This is a genomic window from Bacteroides celer (assembly GCF_002632415.2).
Classification (GTDB): Bacteria; Bacteroidota; Bacteroidia; order Bacteroidales; family Bacteroidaceae; genus Bacteroides.
In genome coordinates, this window is sequence record NZ_CP178209.1 from 539,022 (window position 1) to 554,976 (window position 15,955).

8 protein-coding genes are annotated in these 15,955 nt (G+C 39.5%); 5 read left to right on the forward strand and 3 right to left on the reverse strand.

What is annotated here, in order from left to right; all coding sequences use genetic code 11:
* Positions 1-145: 145 nt before the first annotated feature.
* A complete protein-coding gene (locus CJF29_RS01710) occupies positions 146-4,093 on the reverse strand; it encodes a two-component regulator propeller domain-containing protein (protein WP_099145714.1) in 3,948 nt (1,315 codons plus the stop codon).
* 367 nt (positions 4,094-4,460) lie between these two features.
* Between CJF29_RS01710 and CJF29_RS01715 the strand changes: the two genes are divergently transcribed.
* The 5 genes from CJF29_RS01715 to CJF29_RS01735 all read left to right on the forward strand — a co-directional run bounded on the left by CJF29_RS01715 (position 4,461) and on the right by CJF29_RS01735 (position 13,814).
* Entirely contained in the window at positions 4,461-7,421 is a 2,961-nt protein-coding gene (locus CJF29_RS01715) for a SusC/RagA family TonB-linked outer membrane protein (protein WP_099145715.1), read from the forward strand.
* A 20-nt stretch (positions 7,422-7,441) separates the two neighbouring features.
* A complete protein-coding gene (locus CJF29_RS01720; RefSeq protein WP_074558714.1) occupies positions 7,442-9,076 on the forward strand; it encodes a RagB/SusD family nutrient uptake outer membrane protein in 1,635 nt (544 codons plus the stop codon).
* 23 nt (positions 9,077-9,099) lie between these two features.
* Positions 9,100-10,773 carry a BACON domain-containing protein gene (locus CJF29_RS01725; RefSeq protein ID WP_074558683.1) on the forward strand — a complete coding sequence of 558 codons (1,674 nt, stop codon included), beginning with the start codon at positions 9,100-9,102 and terminating at the stop codon, positions 10,771-10,773.
* Positions 10,774-10,833: 60 nt separating this feature from the next.
* Positions 10,834-11,817, forward strand: coding sequence for a glycosyl hydrolase family 18 protein (locus tag CJF29_RS01730; RefSeq protein ID WP_099145716.1), 984 nt, complete (start codon positions 10,834-10,836; stop codon positions 11,815-11,817).
* A 170-nt stretch (positions 11,818-11,987) separates the two neighbouring features.
* Positions 11,988-13,814 carry a metallophosphoesterase gene (locus tag CJF29_RS01735; RefSeq protein ID WP_099145717.1) on the forward strand — a complete coding sequence of 609 codons (1,827 nt, stop codon included), beginning with the start codon at positions 11,988-11,990 and terminating at the stop codon, positions 13,812-13,814.
* 90 nt (positions 13,815-13,904) lie between these two features.
* On the opposite strand, the gene CJF29_RS01740 is transcribed toward CJF29_RS01735, so the two are convergent.
* Positions 13,905-14,909: a GRP family sugar transporter gene (locus CJF29_RS01740; protein ID WP_074558677.1), complete on the reverse strand. Its 1,005-nt coding sequence runs from the start codon at positions 14,907-14,909 to the stop codon at positions 13,905-13,907.
* A 14-nt stretch (positions 14,910-14,923) separates the two neighbouring features.
* A complete protein-coding gene (locus CJF29_RS01745; RefSeq protein WP_099145718.1) occupies positions 14,924-15,949 on the reverse strand; it encodes a nucleoside hydrolase in 1,026 nt (341 codons plus the stop codon).
* Between the last annotated feature and the right edge of the window lie 6 nt (positions 15,950-15,955).

Below are 15,955 nucleotides of genomic sequence, written 5' to 3' on the forward strand. Positions count from 1 at the left end.
CTGCAAAAGTAGTCGAATGCTTTATTCTACTCATCAGATTTTAGTCATTTCAAATCATGAAACGTTCAAATCTGCACTGGAAATCTTAATCGCTCTGTTCCGGGAAGTATAATTTCTATATAAATGATAAACTAAAGTGCTGAATCTATTCTGATTGTTGTTGGGTGCAACCGTGTTGTGCTCTGAATTGAGAAGGAGTCATTCCTTTCATTTCTTTAAATAACGTACTGAAATATCGTTGATAAGTGAAACCTACCTGCTCTGATATTTCAGTAATGCTCATGTCAGACTGAGTTAAAAGAATGATTGCTTTGTCGATTCTTCTACGATTGATATAATCGTTTGCTCCCATGCCGGTCAGTTCCTTGATCTTATTATATAAGGATGTCCGGCTCATTGCCATTTGAGTAGTCAGGAATTTCACATCCAAATCTGGTTGAGACAGATTCTGATCGATCATTTCATTCAATTTAATCATAAATTGTTCATCCGCATTGCTGAAAGTAGCCTCTTGCGGAGACAGAATGAATTGATTGCCCCTGTATCTGGATTTAATATATTCACGATTTCTCATCTGGTTTTGGATCACGCTAAGGAGCATTTCCATTTCAAATGGTTTGGGTAAATAGGCATCAGCTCCTAATTTGTATCCTAACATCTGGCTTTCAGAATCGGCTCTGGCGGTAAGCAGGATGACAGGGATATGGCTAATATTCAGATTCTCTTTAATTTCCTTGCATAGCTGATAGCCATTCATTTGTGGCATCATTACATCACTTACTATAATGTCCGGTTGCTGTTGCTTAATAACTTCCAACGCTACCAATCCATTTTCTGCCTGATAGATCTTCTTGAACTTATCCTTAAGGGCACTTTTTAAGAATTCTCTTAAGTCCTGTTTATCTTCTACAATCAACAGTGAATACCCTTGTAGAGAGAAAGCCCCGGATTCTATTTTCTCTTCTTCCTCCGGAGAACTTAAAAGTTCGTTGAGGTAGGAATGTTGAGGACATGATACTTCTTGTTCTTGTAGATTAGCCGGTATTTCATAAAAGAATGTGGCCCCTCTGTCTTTATTATTGAAAGCACCCATCCTGCCTCCATGTAAGTCAATCAACATTTTAGCATAAGATAAACCGATACCACTTCCTCCCTCATTATGTTTGCCTTGGTAGAAACGGGTAAAGAGCTTCTTTATATCTACATTATCCAATCCGATTCCCTGGTCTTGTACGTGTACTTGTATACTTTCATTTGTACGGATGGTTTTTATAACAATACGAGTCTGATTAGGACTATATTTCAAAGCATTCATAATCAGATTGGAAAGAACAACTTTGCATTTTGTGTCATCATACGCGATAGATTGTATACTGTCGTCAAAGTCGTATGTAATTTCAATTTCTTTGGCCTTCGATGCAGTTTGAAATGTTTCTGCCACTTCCTGTATCCACTTGTGCAAAGGATGCGAAGAGATGTGTAGCACTTCTTGTCCTACCTCCATTTTGCGTGCATCAAGCACAATGTTAATAATATCTTTCATCTGATTCGCCTGTTTGAATGCACCCTGTAGATATTCCGGCAGCTCGTCTTGCTTCACCTCTTTATTGAGAATTCGTTTCAGGGAAGCATAGATGAGTGTCAAAGGGGTACGTAGCTCATGGCTGATATTGATTAAGAAGCGTATTTTCTCTTCATATATCTTTTTCTCGTGTTCCCGCATCTCACGCTTCAGCCGATTTTCTTTTTTTCTTATCAAACTAAAGAAGACCACTCCTGCCACTAGAAATGCAAAGAAAATGCATAGTATAATAAACCAGGTAGATTTCCACCAAGGAGGTGAGACTATAATAGTTAAGATCTCTGTCGGCTGGCTCCATTCACCGTTGGAGCTGTCGCAGGATACGCTGATGGTATATTCTCCTGATGCTAATGTACCCAATTCGAGTGTCTGGAGATAACTCTCGATCACCATTTTGTCTTTTCCTGTGATGACATATCGGAAAAGGTGTTTTCGGAAGGAGTTCTTTTCGTCAGCAATCACTTTAATGTTGAACGATGAATGATTCCAGGGAATCGAAATACAGTTATTATTAACCTGTTTCAGAGTTGATTTACCATTCAGTTTTACTTCAAGTAGCTTGAGAATAGGAGACGAATTGCTTTCGAAAATAATATCCGTATTAATGCGTACCAGTCCCATAGTACCTCCCATATACAGATTGGGAGTACGAAGAGCAGGAATAGGGGTAAATATCAATTCGTTGGAAGGAACTCCATCGGATTCGTCCAGGATAACAAAACGTTTTTCGTTGATAATATACGCAAAGAACATGTTCTGCGCTCCTATCCAGACTTTTCCTTTTTTATCATAGGCAAGGCTGGATACACTGTTGAACAAGTTGGTATGTATTTTTTCTGTTTTTCCAGTCTGTTTATTATAGAAGAGCAGTCCGAAATTACTTCCTATCCAAAAGTTACCTTTATCATCCCGGCAGGCCGATGTGAAATCATCTCCCTCTTTCATATTGACTAATGAAGACAGTTCGTTGGTTTTGAAGTTTAGTTTAAACAGGTTATTGGTTCCCATTAGATACAGATGCGTATCGTTGGAATAAATTGCCTGCATAGCTATTTGGCGTTGAATGTCTATTTGGGGTGCGTAGAGAATAGATGTTTGCCGGGTATGCTTGTTGTAGATATAGACTTTTGCTCCTAATATGTAAATATTATCTTTTGTAGCATATAGATTTACCAAATCACCGGATGAAAATTCTCTTTTCGAAATAGAGTCATTGATAATGGGAAAAGGTTGCATCTGTGCGGTTCTCTTATTAAAGGTAAAGACCCCTTTATTAAAACATGATAATAAGAGCTCATTTTCAGAAAAATCTGTGATAGAGGTAACTTTCTCCCCGTATGTAGTAGGGTGATGATGAAATGTATTCGTTTTTTGGTCAAATGAGTTGATACCTCCTCCGTCTGTTCCAATCCAAAGCAATGTATCCTTATCTTCAAAGATGCTAACCACGGTACGTTCGCTAACTCCATTGGGATTGTTCAGTGGAACATCTTTATAGGTTTTGATGAACACTTTCTTAATGGCGAATAATCCTCCGTGTATACTGCCTATCCATATATTGTCCATCTGATCTTTATACAGCCGGTAGATAGAGTTATTCGGCAAGGATTGTTCATCATCGGAAATATGTTTAAGATAAGAAAACTTCATAGTCTGGAAGTCAAGTATGTTGATACCTCCTCCGTCAGTAGCTATCCAAAGTTGGTTGCCTTTTTCAAGAAAATCAAAAATGATATCGTTGTTGAGCCCGGAGTTTTTGGTGGATAAACTGAAAAGCCTTTTCCCCTCTTTCGAGTAACAGGCTATTCCTTTGCCATAGAATGATACCCAAAGCCGGTTTTGAGAGTCAACAAATATGGTGTTTATCTCGCGCTCTTTTACAAATGGACATCGATACATTTTCTTTTTTGTCAAGTCGTACATCCAAAGCCCGTCTTTTTTACTGCTGGTTATCAGCATATCGGGACTCCACTGAAAGATGCGATTGATACATTTTAACTTGTCTCCATCGATGTCGGGGAAGATCGTCGTAATACTTTTATCCGTCAGATTGTATTGGTATAAAGTTTCTTCTCCTCCAAACAGGAAATTGTCACCTATTTGAAGATAAGACCAAGCGTTAAATGGCTTCCCGTTATATTTCAATGGCTGAAACTGATTTTCTGCTTTATTGTAGATGGCAATTCCTTTATTGGTAGAAACGTATAAATCGCCTAAACGATCCTCTGTAATAAAACGAATGAAATTGTCGGGCAATGAGTTGGGCTGCTCCCGGTCATGAAAATAACTTTTCAGTTCAGATTGGTCATAACTATTTAATCCCCATTTGGTACCTATCCATATGACTCCTTGATGATCTCTGTAAATGCACTGCACTCTTGATTGTGACAATCCCTGTTCCAAAGAAATTTGTCTGAAGTAGTAGTCTTGTTGTTCAGCCTTGGTAGAAAGAACAAAGAATAATATCCAGATTAGAAAAGAATACCTCTTTAGTACGTGTGCTTTTGACATAGTTATGTTCTTTTGATAGAGCAAATATAAAAGAAGTTATGAAACTGTACAATAGATTTCATCTTCTTTTGTCCACAAAGCTCATTAGATAGCTAGAAAGGATATTCAGAATGATCCTTTTGAACAGTAGCGGACTAATTATGGATGTTATTTGATCTCTATTTCCATGCTTTGCGCCTATATTTGCACAGTTAACACTAAATACGAAACGTATTAAACCTTAAAAAAAAGACTATTTACTATGGATACATCCTAAAACTGTAGAATGAAGAGGCGGAGTAATGTTGGGAACATTTTAAATGCCTTGACTTGTATCTAAAATTCCTAAAAATCTAATATCATTATATTCTAACTAAATGAAAAGTATATGGATAATCTAAGAAAAACGCTTGGCTGCTTGCTACTATTTCTTTTTGCAGCAGTTACATCTACTTATGCACAGGTTGCAAAGCAGTATTCGGGTACGGTTACGGATGCCGACAGCAATGAACCTGTCATCGGTGTCAACGTAACCCTTAAAGACGCACAAACAGGCACCGTAACGGGTCTTTCCGGAAAATTCTCGATTAGTGCTCCTGTTGGGTCTACACTATTGTTTTCTTATATCGGATACATGACTAAAGAGGTTAAACTGGGAACGAATACCAGTTTGAAGATTACAATGCAGGAGGATCAGAACCAATTGAGTGAGGTAGTGGTCATCGGATATGGTGTAGTGAAAAAATCAGATATAACCGGTGCTGTGGCTTCTGTTTCTTCCAAACAATTTAAGGATCAGCCGGTAAAGCGGGTGGAAGATATTCTGCAAGGACGTACTGCAGGTGTGGCAGTGACGAGCGTAAATGGTTTACCTGGTGGTACAGTTAAAGTTCGTGTTCGTGGTACCACTTCTCTTAATACCAGCAATGACCCCCTGTATGTCATTGATGGTATTATGTCTGGTGGACTGGATGTAAATCCAGCCGACATTCAATCTATTGAAGTTCTGAAAGATGCTTCGGCAACAGCTATTTATGGCTCACGCGGCGCTAATGGTGTGGTGTTGGTAACTACTAAAAAAGGGGTGGAAGGTAAAGTGCAGATTTATGCAGATGTGGCTATAGGCGTATCGAACATTCTTAAAAAATATGACTTACTGAATGCTTATGAATATGCGACTGCATTAAAGGAGTATAATGGTATCTCATTTGCAGATGATGAGATGGAAGCCTATAAGAATGGCTCCAAAGGCATTGACTGGCAGAATTTGATGTTGCAGACCGGTATTAGTCAGGACTATAAATTAGGTATTTCGGGTGGAACGGCTAAAAATAAGTATCTTATTTCAGCCAATGTACTGAATATGACAGCCATGACCATCACGACCAAGTATCAACGTGCACAGTTACGGATAAATTTGGATAATGAACTCACCAAGTGGTTGACACTTTCTACCAAAATTAATGCTTCACGTACTCACAGTCATAATGGGGGTATTGACATTATGAACTTCCTGAACTATTCTCCTACGATGGAAATGAAAGATCCGGTAACGGGCGTTTATAATATGGACCCTTATAATTCAGTAAATGGAAACCCTTATGGTGCACGTGTCGCAAATTATGGTGACTCATATGTGTATGCTTTGAATACTAATATGGATTTGACTTTCAAAATAATGAAAGGGTTGACATTGTCTGTACAGGGGGCCGCTAATTACTCTCATGTTCCGAGTTATTCTTTTACCTCGTCGTTAGCAAAACCCGGACAAATTAGTGGTATGGAAAATGCGAGCCGGATGAATCTATTCTGGCAGAATACCAATAATGTGACTTATAACACAAGTTTCGGCGATCATCATCTGACTGCAACAGCTGTATTTGAAGCAAGTGGTGCCGAAGGCAGAAATCTAAAACTGACCGGAAGTGATTTAGCCAATGAGTTTGTTGGTTATTGGAATGCAAAAAATGCAAAGACACGCGATGGAGAGAATGGCTATTCCGCGGAAGCTATTGTGTCCGGGCTTGGTCGAATTATGTACAATTACAAAGGGAAGTATATGCTGACAGGTACTTTCCGTGCCGATGGTTCATCTAAGTTTCAGAAGAAGAATAAATGGGGATATTTTCCGTCAGCAGCTGTTGCTTGGGATGTTGCCAAAGAAAACTTTATGAGCAAACAAAACATTGTCCAGCAATTGAAACTAAGAGCCAGTTTTGGTGTTGTTGGTAATCAAAGTATCGGTGCTTACACAACATTGGGTATGTTGGCCCCTACAAATTATGACGGTTATGGTAGCGATGCAATCCATACAGGTTATTGGACTGGAAATCTCGCTACACCAGATGTAACTTGGGAAAGCACCTATCAGTATAACATAGGTTTGGATGCCAGTGTTTTAGACGGTCGCTTGAGTTTTACAGCCGAATGGTTCCGGAAAGATACTAAGGACTTGTTGCTTCGCAAACCTGCTCCGCAGTATAACGGAGGTGGCTCTTTCTGGGTCAACCAAGGTGAGGTTAGAAACTCTGGTGTTGAATTCACCATCACAGCTACTCCTTTGACAGACAAAGATATATTTGGTTGGGAAACATCGCTGAATGCATCTTATTTAAAGAATAAGATAATCGATCTGGCGGGTAGTGATTTTATCGTTGGGGAGAATTATACAAGTATTGGCGGTGGTCCCATTCAAATTAAAAAAGTAGGGTATCCGATTGGTTCTTTCTATCTTTATGAATGGGCAAACTTTAATGACCAGGGCGCCAACTTGTATAAACATCAATCTAATGGAAGTTTGACAACCAATCCGGGTGCTGACGATCTGGTTACTAAAGGGCAGGCCGAGCCTAATTGGACTTTCGGATGGAATAATACATTCACTTGGAAAAACTGGACGCTCAATCTCTTTATCAATGCTGCATTAGGACAAGATAGACTGAACGTAAGCCGCTATGCGATGGGATCTATGACAGGTGTATATCGTTTCATCTCTTTATCTGATGCTTATTACAAAAGTTGGGATAAAGTGGCCAATAAAGCAGATGCTGTGTATGCAAGTCATAAAAATTCGGATAATAGAAACTATCCTGATTCCGATTTCTGGCTTGAAGATGCATCATTTGTGAAACTGAAAAATATAAGCCTTACGTATAATATTCCTAAGAAGATAACGAAAGTAGCCGATATTCAACTGTCGGTCAGTGCTCAAAACCTGTTTACATTAACGAAATACACAGGTATGGACCCAGAAGTGTACAGTGAATCCGATTACGGCTTTAATGGCGTAGATATGGGCTCTTATCCTGTTCCAAGAACTTTCACTTTTGGTATGAAACTTAACTTTTAATCTTTTAACTATACATGGATATGAAAACAATATATAGAATATTCAAATCTGTCGGACTAGCATTGATAGCACTTTGGATGGTGTCTTGCCAGGATTTACTGACAGAAGATCCTAAAGGGCAGTTGGCGGTAACTAATTTCTTCAATTCAAAAGGTGATCTGGACTTGGCTCTGAATGGAATGTATTCCAAAGTTGCGAGTGATATGTATGCAAATATTTGGGCAGGTTTCGAATCAGTGATGGGTGATGATATTTCTACACACCCTGCAGCTAATAAACAGGGGTTGCGTGAGGTAGATACTTATAATGTTTCGGACAATAACACTTGGGTGACTGAATTGTGGGGAGCTCGTTGGAGATTAGTAAAAGCTGCTAATTTCATTATAGATAATGCCGGACGAACTCCGGAGGTGAGCCAGGAAGAGAAAGATGCAGCCATTGGACAAGCTTATTATTGGCGTGCCTATTCTTACTTTTATTTTGTAATGGCTTGGGGAGAGGTACCTATGGTTGTGAAAGATGAAATCAATTATAAAATGCCATTGGCAACCGTTTCTGAAATTTACGAACTGATTGTGTCTGACCTGAAAAAGGCAGAAACAATGGTCCCTGCCAATTATACTAAAGATCCCTATGCAAGGAATGGGGTAAACATTGCTGTTAGTCAAGGAGCTGTAAAAGCAACATTGGCTTATGTGTATATGGCAATGGCGGGATGGCCGTTGAACAAAGGAACAGAATATTATCAACTGGCCGCTGCAAAGGCAAAAGAAGTAATCGATGCTTCGAAGAAAGGTACTTACTACTACAAGCTATTACCTGATTACAAGCAAGTATATTCGATGGAGTATAATAAGAATAATCCTGAAGTGTTGCTTGGTGTTTACTATAATTTGGGAATAGATGCACTTACCAATGCTCCTCTAGCCGATTTCCTGGCAGACTATGCTTATGGTGGCGGTGGATGGGGAGATACGAACGGAGAAATTAAATTCTGGTATGATTTCCCGAAAGGCTCACGCAAAGATGCATCTTATTTTCCGAAAATTATATTGAAGAATGAGACGAAGTTGCGTGATTGGTGGGAAGACCCCAATCCGGAAGCACCACGTGTGGTTGTTGCTCCCTGTTTCATGAAGAAAGTAGAAACGACTACTGGAGAAGAATTCGACTATACGAATCCGAAAATTTCGATGAATCAGAATGGAGAAAAGACGCATCAGATTATTCGCTTGGCAGAAGTATATTGCTGGTACGCCGAAGCTGTAGGTCGTTCAAAAACAGGTAGTATCACGGAAGCTGTCAACTTATTGAATGAGGTACGTAATCGTGCCAATGGATCTGTTGTTGCAGACCGGGATATTTATAAGACAACCATGTCGTATGATGATCTGGCAGAAGCTGCCTATAATGAACATGGCTGGGAAATAGCCGGATATTATTGGGGAAATATTGCCACCAGAGCAAGGGATATGTTTCGCATGAATCGTATTAAAGATCATTTTGAATACAGAAAATTGAATCCGGAGATTGAAGTGGCTCCTGGAGTCTTTAGGAAAGAAGCTGTTTCCGTATCTGGCACGTGGAATGACAGTAAGATGTATCTTCCCCGTCCTTTTGTAGACTCGTCTATTAATCCGAATTTGAAGAACTGAGTGAAACAATAAAAACAATCATTATGAAACTAAGATATTTATATTTAGCAATAGGTGTATTATGTAATGCCTCTTTAGTATCATGCGGCGATAGCTTCAAAGAGAAAACAGAGATTGTTGCATGCGGAATCTCCACAAATGCTTTAACATTCGGAGTCTCCTCTACTGAAGTTCAGACTGTAGATATTACGTCAGAAGCAGCTTGGGAAGTAGCAGTGGATCAGGCAGGTGGTAATTGGCTTACTGTTTCTCCTTTGGAAGGAACTGGTAATGGTACGCTAACAATTTCTGCTGATAAGAATAGCGGTCCAAAACGCAGTGCAACCTTGACCATAGCAGCGAAAGGTGCTGAACTTCGAACCATTACAATTATTCAGGATGGCTATAAAGGAACCATTTATAATTACGGTGACTTTACTGGATTGCAAAAAACAGGACTTGTGGCAGGGATCAATCCGATCACTATCGTAGACAATGACGAATGTGAAGATGGAAAAGCGTTAAGAATCTATACACGGCCAGGTAAAGAGTATGAAGGTACTAATGGAGATCGTTTCAAAGTGCAAACAACAACACAATTCGGATCAGGTCGTTATGAATGGAGGATATATGTCCCTAAATTCGGAATGAATGACCGAGCTAGTATTGGAGCATTCTTATATTTTGACGATGGGCATGAGTTGGATTTTGAAATTTGTTCCGGTACGGCTGCAGACCGTGCAGCACATAGTGCCGGACCAGATGATATGCTGTGTCTTGTGACTAGTCAGGCTAATCCTTTTTTCTCTGAGTTCACACCAATCAAGGCTGAAGCTTGGCATACGTTTGTTTTGGATTTGAAGTTAGAGAATAAGAAATATCTGGCGGAGTGGTCGGTTGATGGTAAAGTTTTAAAGAGGGCACAATTAGATTATGGTGAAGAAGCTTATTTCCGTGCTATATCTAGTGTCGAGAATCTTTATGGTATGGGCGATCATGCGGCAACTCAAGAAAATTATGCCTTATTTGATTATCTTGAATATGTTCCTTATGATTATTCAATGAAGCCGATTGTTGAAGGTCAGCTTCCTCCCGAACCAGAGGGAACAACAGTGAAGTGGGACTTTGAGGAAGCAGGTTTTGTACCTGTTGGATGGACTAATAATGGAGGAACGATTGCAGATGGAAACTTGAATCTATCTAACGGGAATAACTTCGTTTATGGTCCGGAGATAGGAGCTGGAAAATATACATGGGAAATAGATGTTCCTTTGGTAGGGGTAGGTGAAAAATGGTTGGCAGGTGGTAATATCGCTGCAACTAACGCTGAAGAAAGATCATTCTCTATGTTTGTTTTCGCAGGTACTGAAAATGATCGTGCGGCTTGTACTATTCCTCCTGTTCCAGGTCAAATGCTGGTACGTTGTTATACAGAGTCTATGGGAGTTTACGGTGTACCTATTGATCCGGGTAAACATACTCTGACTATTGACCTCAGACTTAATGCAGATGGTGCATATTGGGCGGCATGGATTATAGACGGTGAAGTGGCGAAAACATTCACTACCTGGTATACTCCGGCACAGTTCAAATTTGGATTCTCAATAATGACCTTTGCTGACGGCGGTGGTTGGCAAGGAGATAAGCCTACTGCAAAAACGTATACAGCTAAGTATGACTATATAGAATATAAGAAGTATAACTATGATGAAGAATAACAGTTTACTTTACATTCAATGAGGTATTTAAGTATAATTGGAACAGCTATATGCTGTGTAATGTTGGTAATGACGAGTGTTTCCTGCAAGCAGGAAGCACTCGCTTCCACCACTTTGGAGAAAAAAGTATTTCCTTGGTATGTCTATATAGATGGAAGCTCTTTTAAGGATATAGAACCAGTGAAAGAGATAATTAGTTCCATTAGCGTTTTCGGGAATCCTCCGAAATCATTTATCGATGAGTGTCATCAGAATCATATTGAAGTATATCAGGCTGTAGGTGGAAATGAAGAAACGATTGATACGCCACAGAAAAGAAAGGCACTTGTTGAGAAGTATATAAGCGATTGCAATGCAAATGGATATGATGGAATAGATCTTGATCTCGAACATTTGCGTCCTGATATTCAGGATGCATATACCGAATTCCTGAAACTTGCTTCAAAAGAACTTCATGCTGTTGGAAAGAAATTAAGCCATTGCGTGAGTTTTTATCCGGCTTTGTATCAGGATAACGAAACTAAGATGTTTCACGATCCGGCAGTCTTGAATGCTACCTGTGATTTAGTGAGAGTGATGTGCTACGATATGTATTTTGCACCGGGAATAAATAAGCCCGAGCTCAAGCACAGAGATGATTGTATGGGCATTGGACCTACGTCCAACTATCCATGGACTAAAGAAGCGATGCTTTTCTGGATGAAACACATTCCGAATGATAAATTAGTGATGGCACTGCCTGCTTATGCAAATGATTATGCTGTAACTGGTGACATTAAAGGAAGGCAGGTTTATCAATCTGTGCCTGACAGTATAAATGGAATTTTGCCTTCTCCTACTTGGTTATGTTACGAAAAGGTAAACATGTATCTGTATGATGGTACCGATGGTAATCGGCATATGTTTTATGCAAGTGATGCCAAAAGTACAGAAGCACTACTTGAACTAGCCGATGAACTGGGAATCTCTCAAATCGGTTTTTGGCACTTTAATAGCGTAGACCCGCAAATGTGGGATACTACCGCAAAGTGGAAAAAGAAATAATAAGATAATAAATCGACCTTGTAAATAATATAGCTTTGTTCTCATCCCCCCATTTAGAGAAAAGCTATTCTTGGCAATAAGAGGCCGCAAAGGTATGAATTCATATCTTTGTGGCTTTTTATTTTTTTCTTACCTTTGAGGGCTTAACATTAACCCCCAAAAATGAAAACATGAAAAAGATCTTTTTACTAATTTCCGTAATCCTATTTATTTTTCCGGTACAGGCCCAGCATACATTGAGACTGATGACTTATAATATTAAAAATGCGAACGGCATGGATGATATTTGTAATTTTCAACGGGTAGCCAATGTGATAAATAATGCTTCTCCTGATGTTGTGGCTATACAAGAGGTAGACAGTATGACCCGTCGGAGCGGACAGAAATATGTGCTGGGTGAGATAGCTGAACGTACACAGATGCATGCTTGTTTTGCACCTGCCATAAAGTTTGATGGAGGTAAATATGGAATCGGACTGCTGACAAAGCAAGTTCCGCTACGTTTACAAGCTATCCCTTTACCTGGTAGAGAAGAGGCCCGCACCTTGATTCTGGCAGAATTTGAGGATTATATTTATTGTTGTACTCATCTGTCATTAACGGAAGAAGATCGCATGAAGTCCCTGGAAATAGTGAAGTCATTTACTGTTTCCTATAAAAAGCCTCTTTTTCTGGCTGGGGACATGAATGCTGAACCGGAATCCGACTTTATAAAGGAGTTACAGAAAGACTTCCAGATACTCTCCAATCCTAAACAATCTACTTATCCGGCTCCTGAACCCAAGGAGACTATAGATTATATTACTGCATTGAAGTCAAATGCTAATGGCTTCGCTCTTATATTCTCTCAAGTGTTGGATGAACCGATGGCCTCCGATCATCGCCCTATTCTTGTAGAACTGCGTACCGCTGAAAAGGCAGATAAAATATTCCGTACTAAACCTTATTTACAGAATCCCATAGGTAATGGTATGACAGTTATGTGGGAAACTACCGTTCCGGCATACTGTTGGGTGGAATATGGAACAGACACTACTCAACTGAAACGCGCTCGTACAATTGTTGACGGGCAGGTAGTCTGCAATAATAAACTACATAAAATACGTATCAACGATCTGATACCGGGACAGAAATATTATTATCGCGTATGTTCGCAAGAAATATTGCTTTATCAAGCATATAAGAAAGTATTCGGAAATACTGCCCAGTCAGATTTCTCTGAATTTACGCTTCCGGAAACGGATACAGATTCTTTCACTGCTATTGTTTTCAATGATTTGCATCAGCATACAAAAACCTTTCGTGCTTTATGCAAACGGATACAGAATATCAACTATGACTTTGTAGTTTTCAATGGTGATTGTGTAGACGATCCTGTTGACCACGAACAGGCAACGACTTTTATTAGTGAACTTACCGAAGGTGTACGCAGTGATCGCATTCCAACTTTTTTTATGCGTGGCAATCATGAGATTCGCAATGCTTATTCTATCGGTCTGCGCGACCATTATGACTATGTAGGGGATAAGACCTATGGTTCTTTTAATTGGGGCGATACCCGTATTGTCATGCTTGATTGTGGAGAGGATAAGCTAGACTCTCACTGGGTGTATTACGATTTGAATGATTTCACACAGTTACGTAATGAACAAGTCGATTTTCTGAAAGAGGAGTTATCTGCCAAAGACTTCAAGAAAGCGAAGAAACGTGTTCTTATTCATCATATTCCGCTTTATGGTAATGATGGAAAGAATCTCTGTGCAGATCTATGGACTAAATTATTGGAAAAAGCACCTTTCAATGTGAGCCTGAATGCTCATACTCATACGTATGCCTATTATCCGAAAGGTGAGTTGGGAAACAATTACCCGGTCATTATTGGTGGAGGATATAAGATGGATAGCGCTACGGTGATGATTCTGGAAAAGAAGAAAGATGAATTGAGGATTAAGGTGTTGAATGTGAAAGGGGAGGTTTTGTTGGATATTACAGTTTAGGTAGTTTTGAGTGAGAAAATAGAAATAGGATAAAAGCCACAGAGGAAATTTTAAACGTTTCTCTGTGGCTTTTTGTGTATTATATTTTTCTTAATTACCTCCGGAAAGGATAATAAAGAACAATCCCAAGATGAACAACACAAACATTATACCTAATAGCCTGTTTGTCTCTTTGGAGCTTCCTGTAAACTCTTTCCAGATAAATACTCCCCATAGTGCAGCAATCATCGGTGCTCCCTGTCCTAAGGCATATGAGATAGCTGCTCCTGCTTTTCCTGCTGCAATGTAGCTTAATGCGGTTCCAAGTCCCCAGATACATCCGCCAAGAATGCCTACCATATGTGTATTGATCTTTCCTGCAAAATATTCTTTGTAACTTACAGGTAAACCCACGAATGGACGTTTCATTACAAAAGTATTGAATATAAAGTTACTAAGGAAAATACCAATAGCAAAGATGAAGAAAGCTGTATAAGGAGTTGCCATTCCGATTGTTGGTGATTCAAAATTATCAAGATCCATAGTAGCAGCCACGAAGCGATAGAAGAAAGACATTAGCACGCCGGCAATAGTGGCAAGGATGATTCCTTTCTTGTTGCTGTTGGTGCCTGCTTTCTGATTTTTTCCGGCTGCTATACCATTGCAAATGATAGCGATAACAATCAGAATCACTCCTATGAATAACCAGAGCGGATCTCCTTTGGGAGAACTGAAGTAATTGATAAATACTCCTAATACTAATGCCAACCCCACTCCTAAAGGAAAAGCAACTGCCATTCCGGCTATGGATACGGATGCTGAAAGTAATATATTCGAAGCATTAAAAATGATACCTCCAATCAGTGCGCTAATGATGTATTGGGATTCTACCTGTTGTATGTCTTCTATAAAACTTCTTCCAGAGTCTCCAAAACTTCCTAATGTAAATACCAAGAGAAAGGCAAACAATAGAATACCAATGGTATAATCCCAATAATAAAGTTCGTAACGCCAGTTCTTACTGGCCAGTTTCTGAGTATTTCCCCAGGACCCCCAGCATATCATGGTTATAAAACAAAAGACGACAGCTAATGTGTAACTATTGACTATATACATAACAATCTCTTTTTTTAAGGTTTGACATTTGCTTTACCTGTAACCTGATACACAAGCGCGTCTGTTATAGCTTGAATATCGTTCTTCTCCCGTATGGTCAGGTATTGATGTTTGCCTTCTTTTGAAGGAGCAAAAAGACTTTGTCCGATACTGTCTATACTTATGATGCCTTTCTCTGATAATCCAAAAAGGTTTCTTTCCGGCTCTATAGCCTGCAGTACGGAAGTCAGGTCCCATGTCTCCCTGTCGTAAGGCATTTGCTGGTAGATCTTGTATGATACACAGAGAGGATGCTTGTAACTATTGGGAAAATCATTCAGAATACTTTGGTGTGGATATACTATACTGGTTCCTATTTCCCAACCACTGGTAACGATAGGTGTCGGCCATTCTTCAAAGGTTGTTTGTGCTGCCTTTAAGTCTTGCATGACGTTCCATTCGGGTGAGTCGGCTCCATTGCCAAAACGGCCTCCCATGACAGATAGTAATTTAACTTTCTGGGCAACAAGTGACCGTCCGTCCAATTCGCTATATTCGTCAGCTGTGGAAGAGAGCAAACGTGCCAGGTTTGTTTCCGGGCCTACGGCAATAAATACTACGGAGTTATCTTTTTGCGTAGCCAGTATTTTACGTAGTAACTTATAGCCTTCCGGCAGATTGTCCTTTATACTTCTTTGAGGTTGCAATATCCTGTTACCATCAATGATAGTATCCAAAGTCTGCCGGAGATAATTACCATCTTCCGGGTTTACTCCATTGTATGCATATCCTAATGGAATCTCATTTCTGTCATTGAAACGACAATAGCCATCTATATATTCTATTGCATAAGGATTAGATTTGCAGATGGTGATACCTAACAAGTCTATTTTTCCTGCCTTTTCATAATTGAAAAGCATCTGCATGGCCAATACATCATCGATATCATTGCCGGCATCTGTATCAAAGATAATCGGTATTACCAGAGTATTTTCTTTTTGCTGTGTGCAAGAACAAAGTAGCAAAGCAAAGGTGAGAGTAAACGTAATATATCTCAACATGATGGT

What these genes read in the sequence shown, in the direction of transcription:
- CJF29_RS01730 (WP_099145716.1), top strand. Translation starts at nt 10,834, where the DNA reads ATGTTGGTAATGACGAGTGTTTCCTGCAAGCAGGAAGCACTCGCTTCC.
- CJF29_RS01745 (WP_099145718.1), bottom strand. Translation starts at nt 15,949, where the DNA reads ATGTTGAGATATATTACGTTTACTCTCACCTTTGCTTTGCTACTTTGT.
- CJF29_RS01720 (WP_074558714.1), top strand. Translation starts at nt 7,442, where the DNA reads ATGAAAACAATATATAGAATATTCAAATCTGTCGGACTAGCATTGATA.
- CJF29_RS01735 (WP_099145717.1), top strand. Translation starts at nt 11,988, where the DNA reads ATGAAAAAGATCTTTTTACTAATTTCCGTAATCCTATTTATTTTTCCG.
- CJF29_RS01715 (WP_099145715.1), top strand. Translation starts at nt 4,461, where the DNA reads ATGGATAATCTAAGAAAAACGCTTGGCTGCTTGCTACTATTTCTTTTT.
- CJF29_RS01725 (WP_074558683.1), top strand. Translation starts at nt 9,100, where the DNA reads ATGAAACTAAGATATTTATATTTAGCAATAGGTGTATTATGTAATGCC.
- CJF29_RS01710 (WP_099145714.1), bottom strand. Translation starts at nt 4,093, where the DNA reads ATGTCAAAAGCACACGTACTAAAGAGGTATTCTTTTCTAATCTGGATA.
- CJF29_RS01740 (WP_074558677.1), bottom strand. Translation starts at nt 14,909, where the DNA reads ATGTATATAGTCAATAGTTACACATTAGCTGTCGTCTTTTGTTTTATA.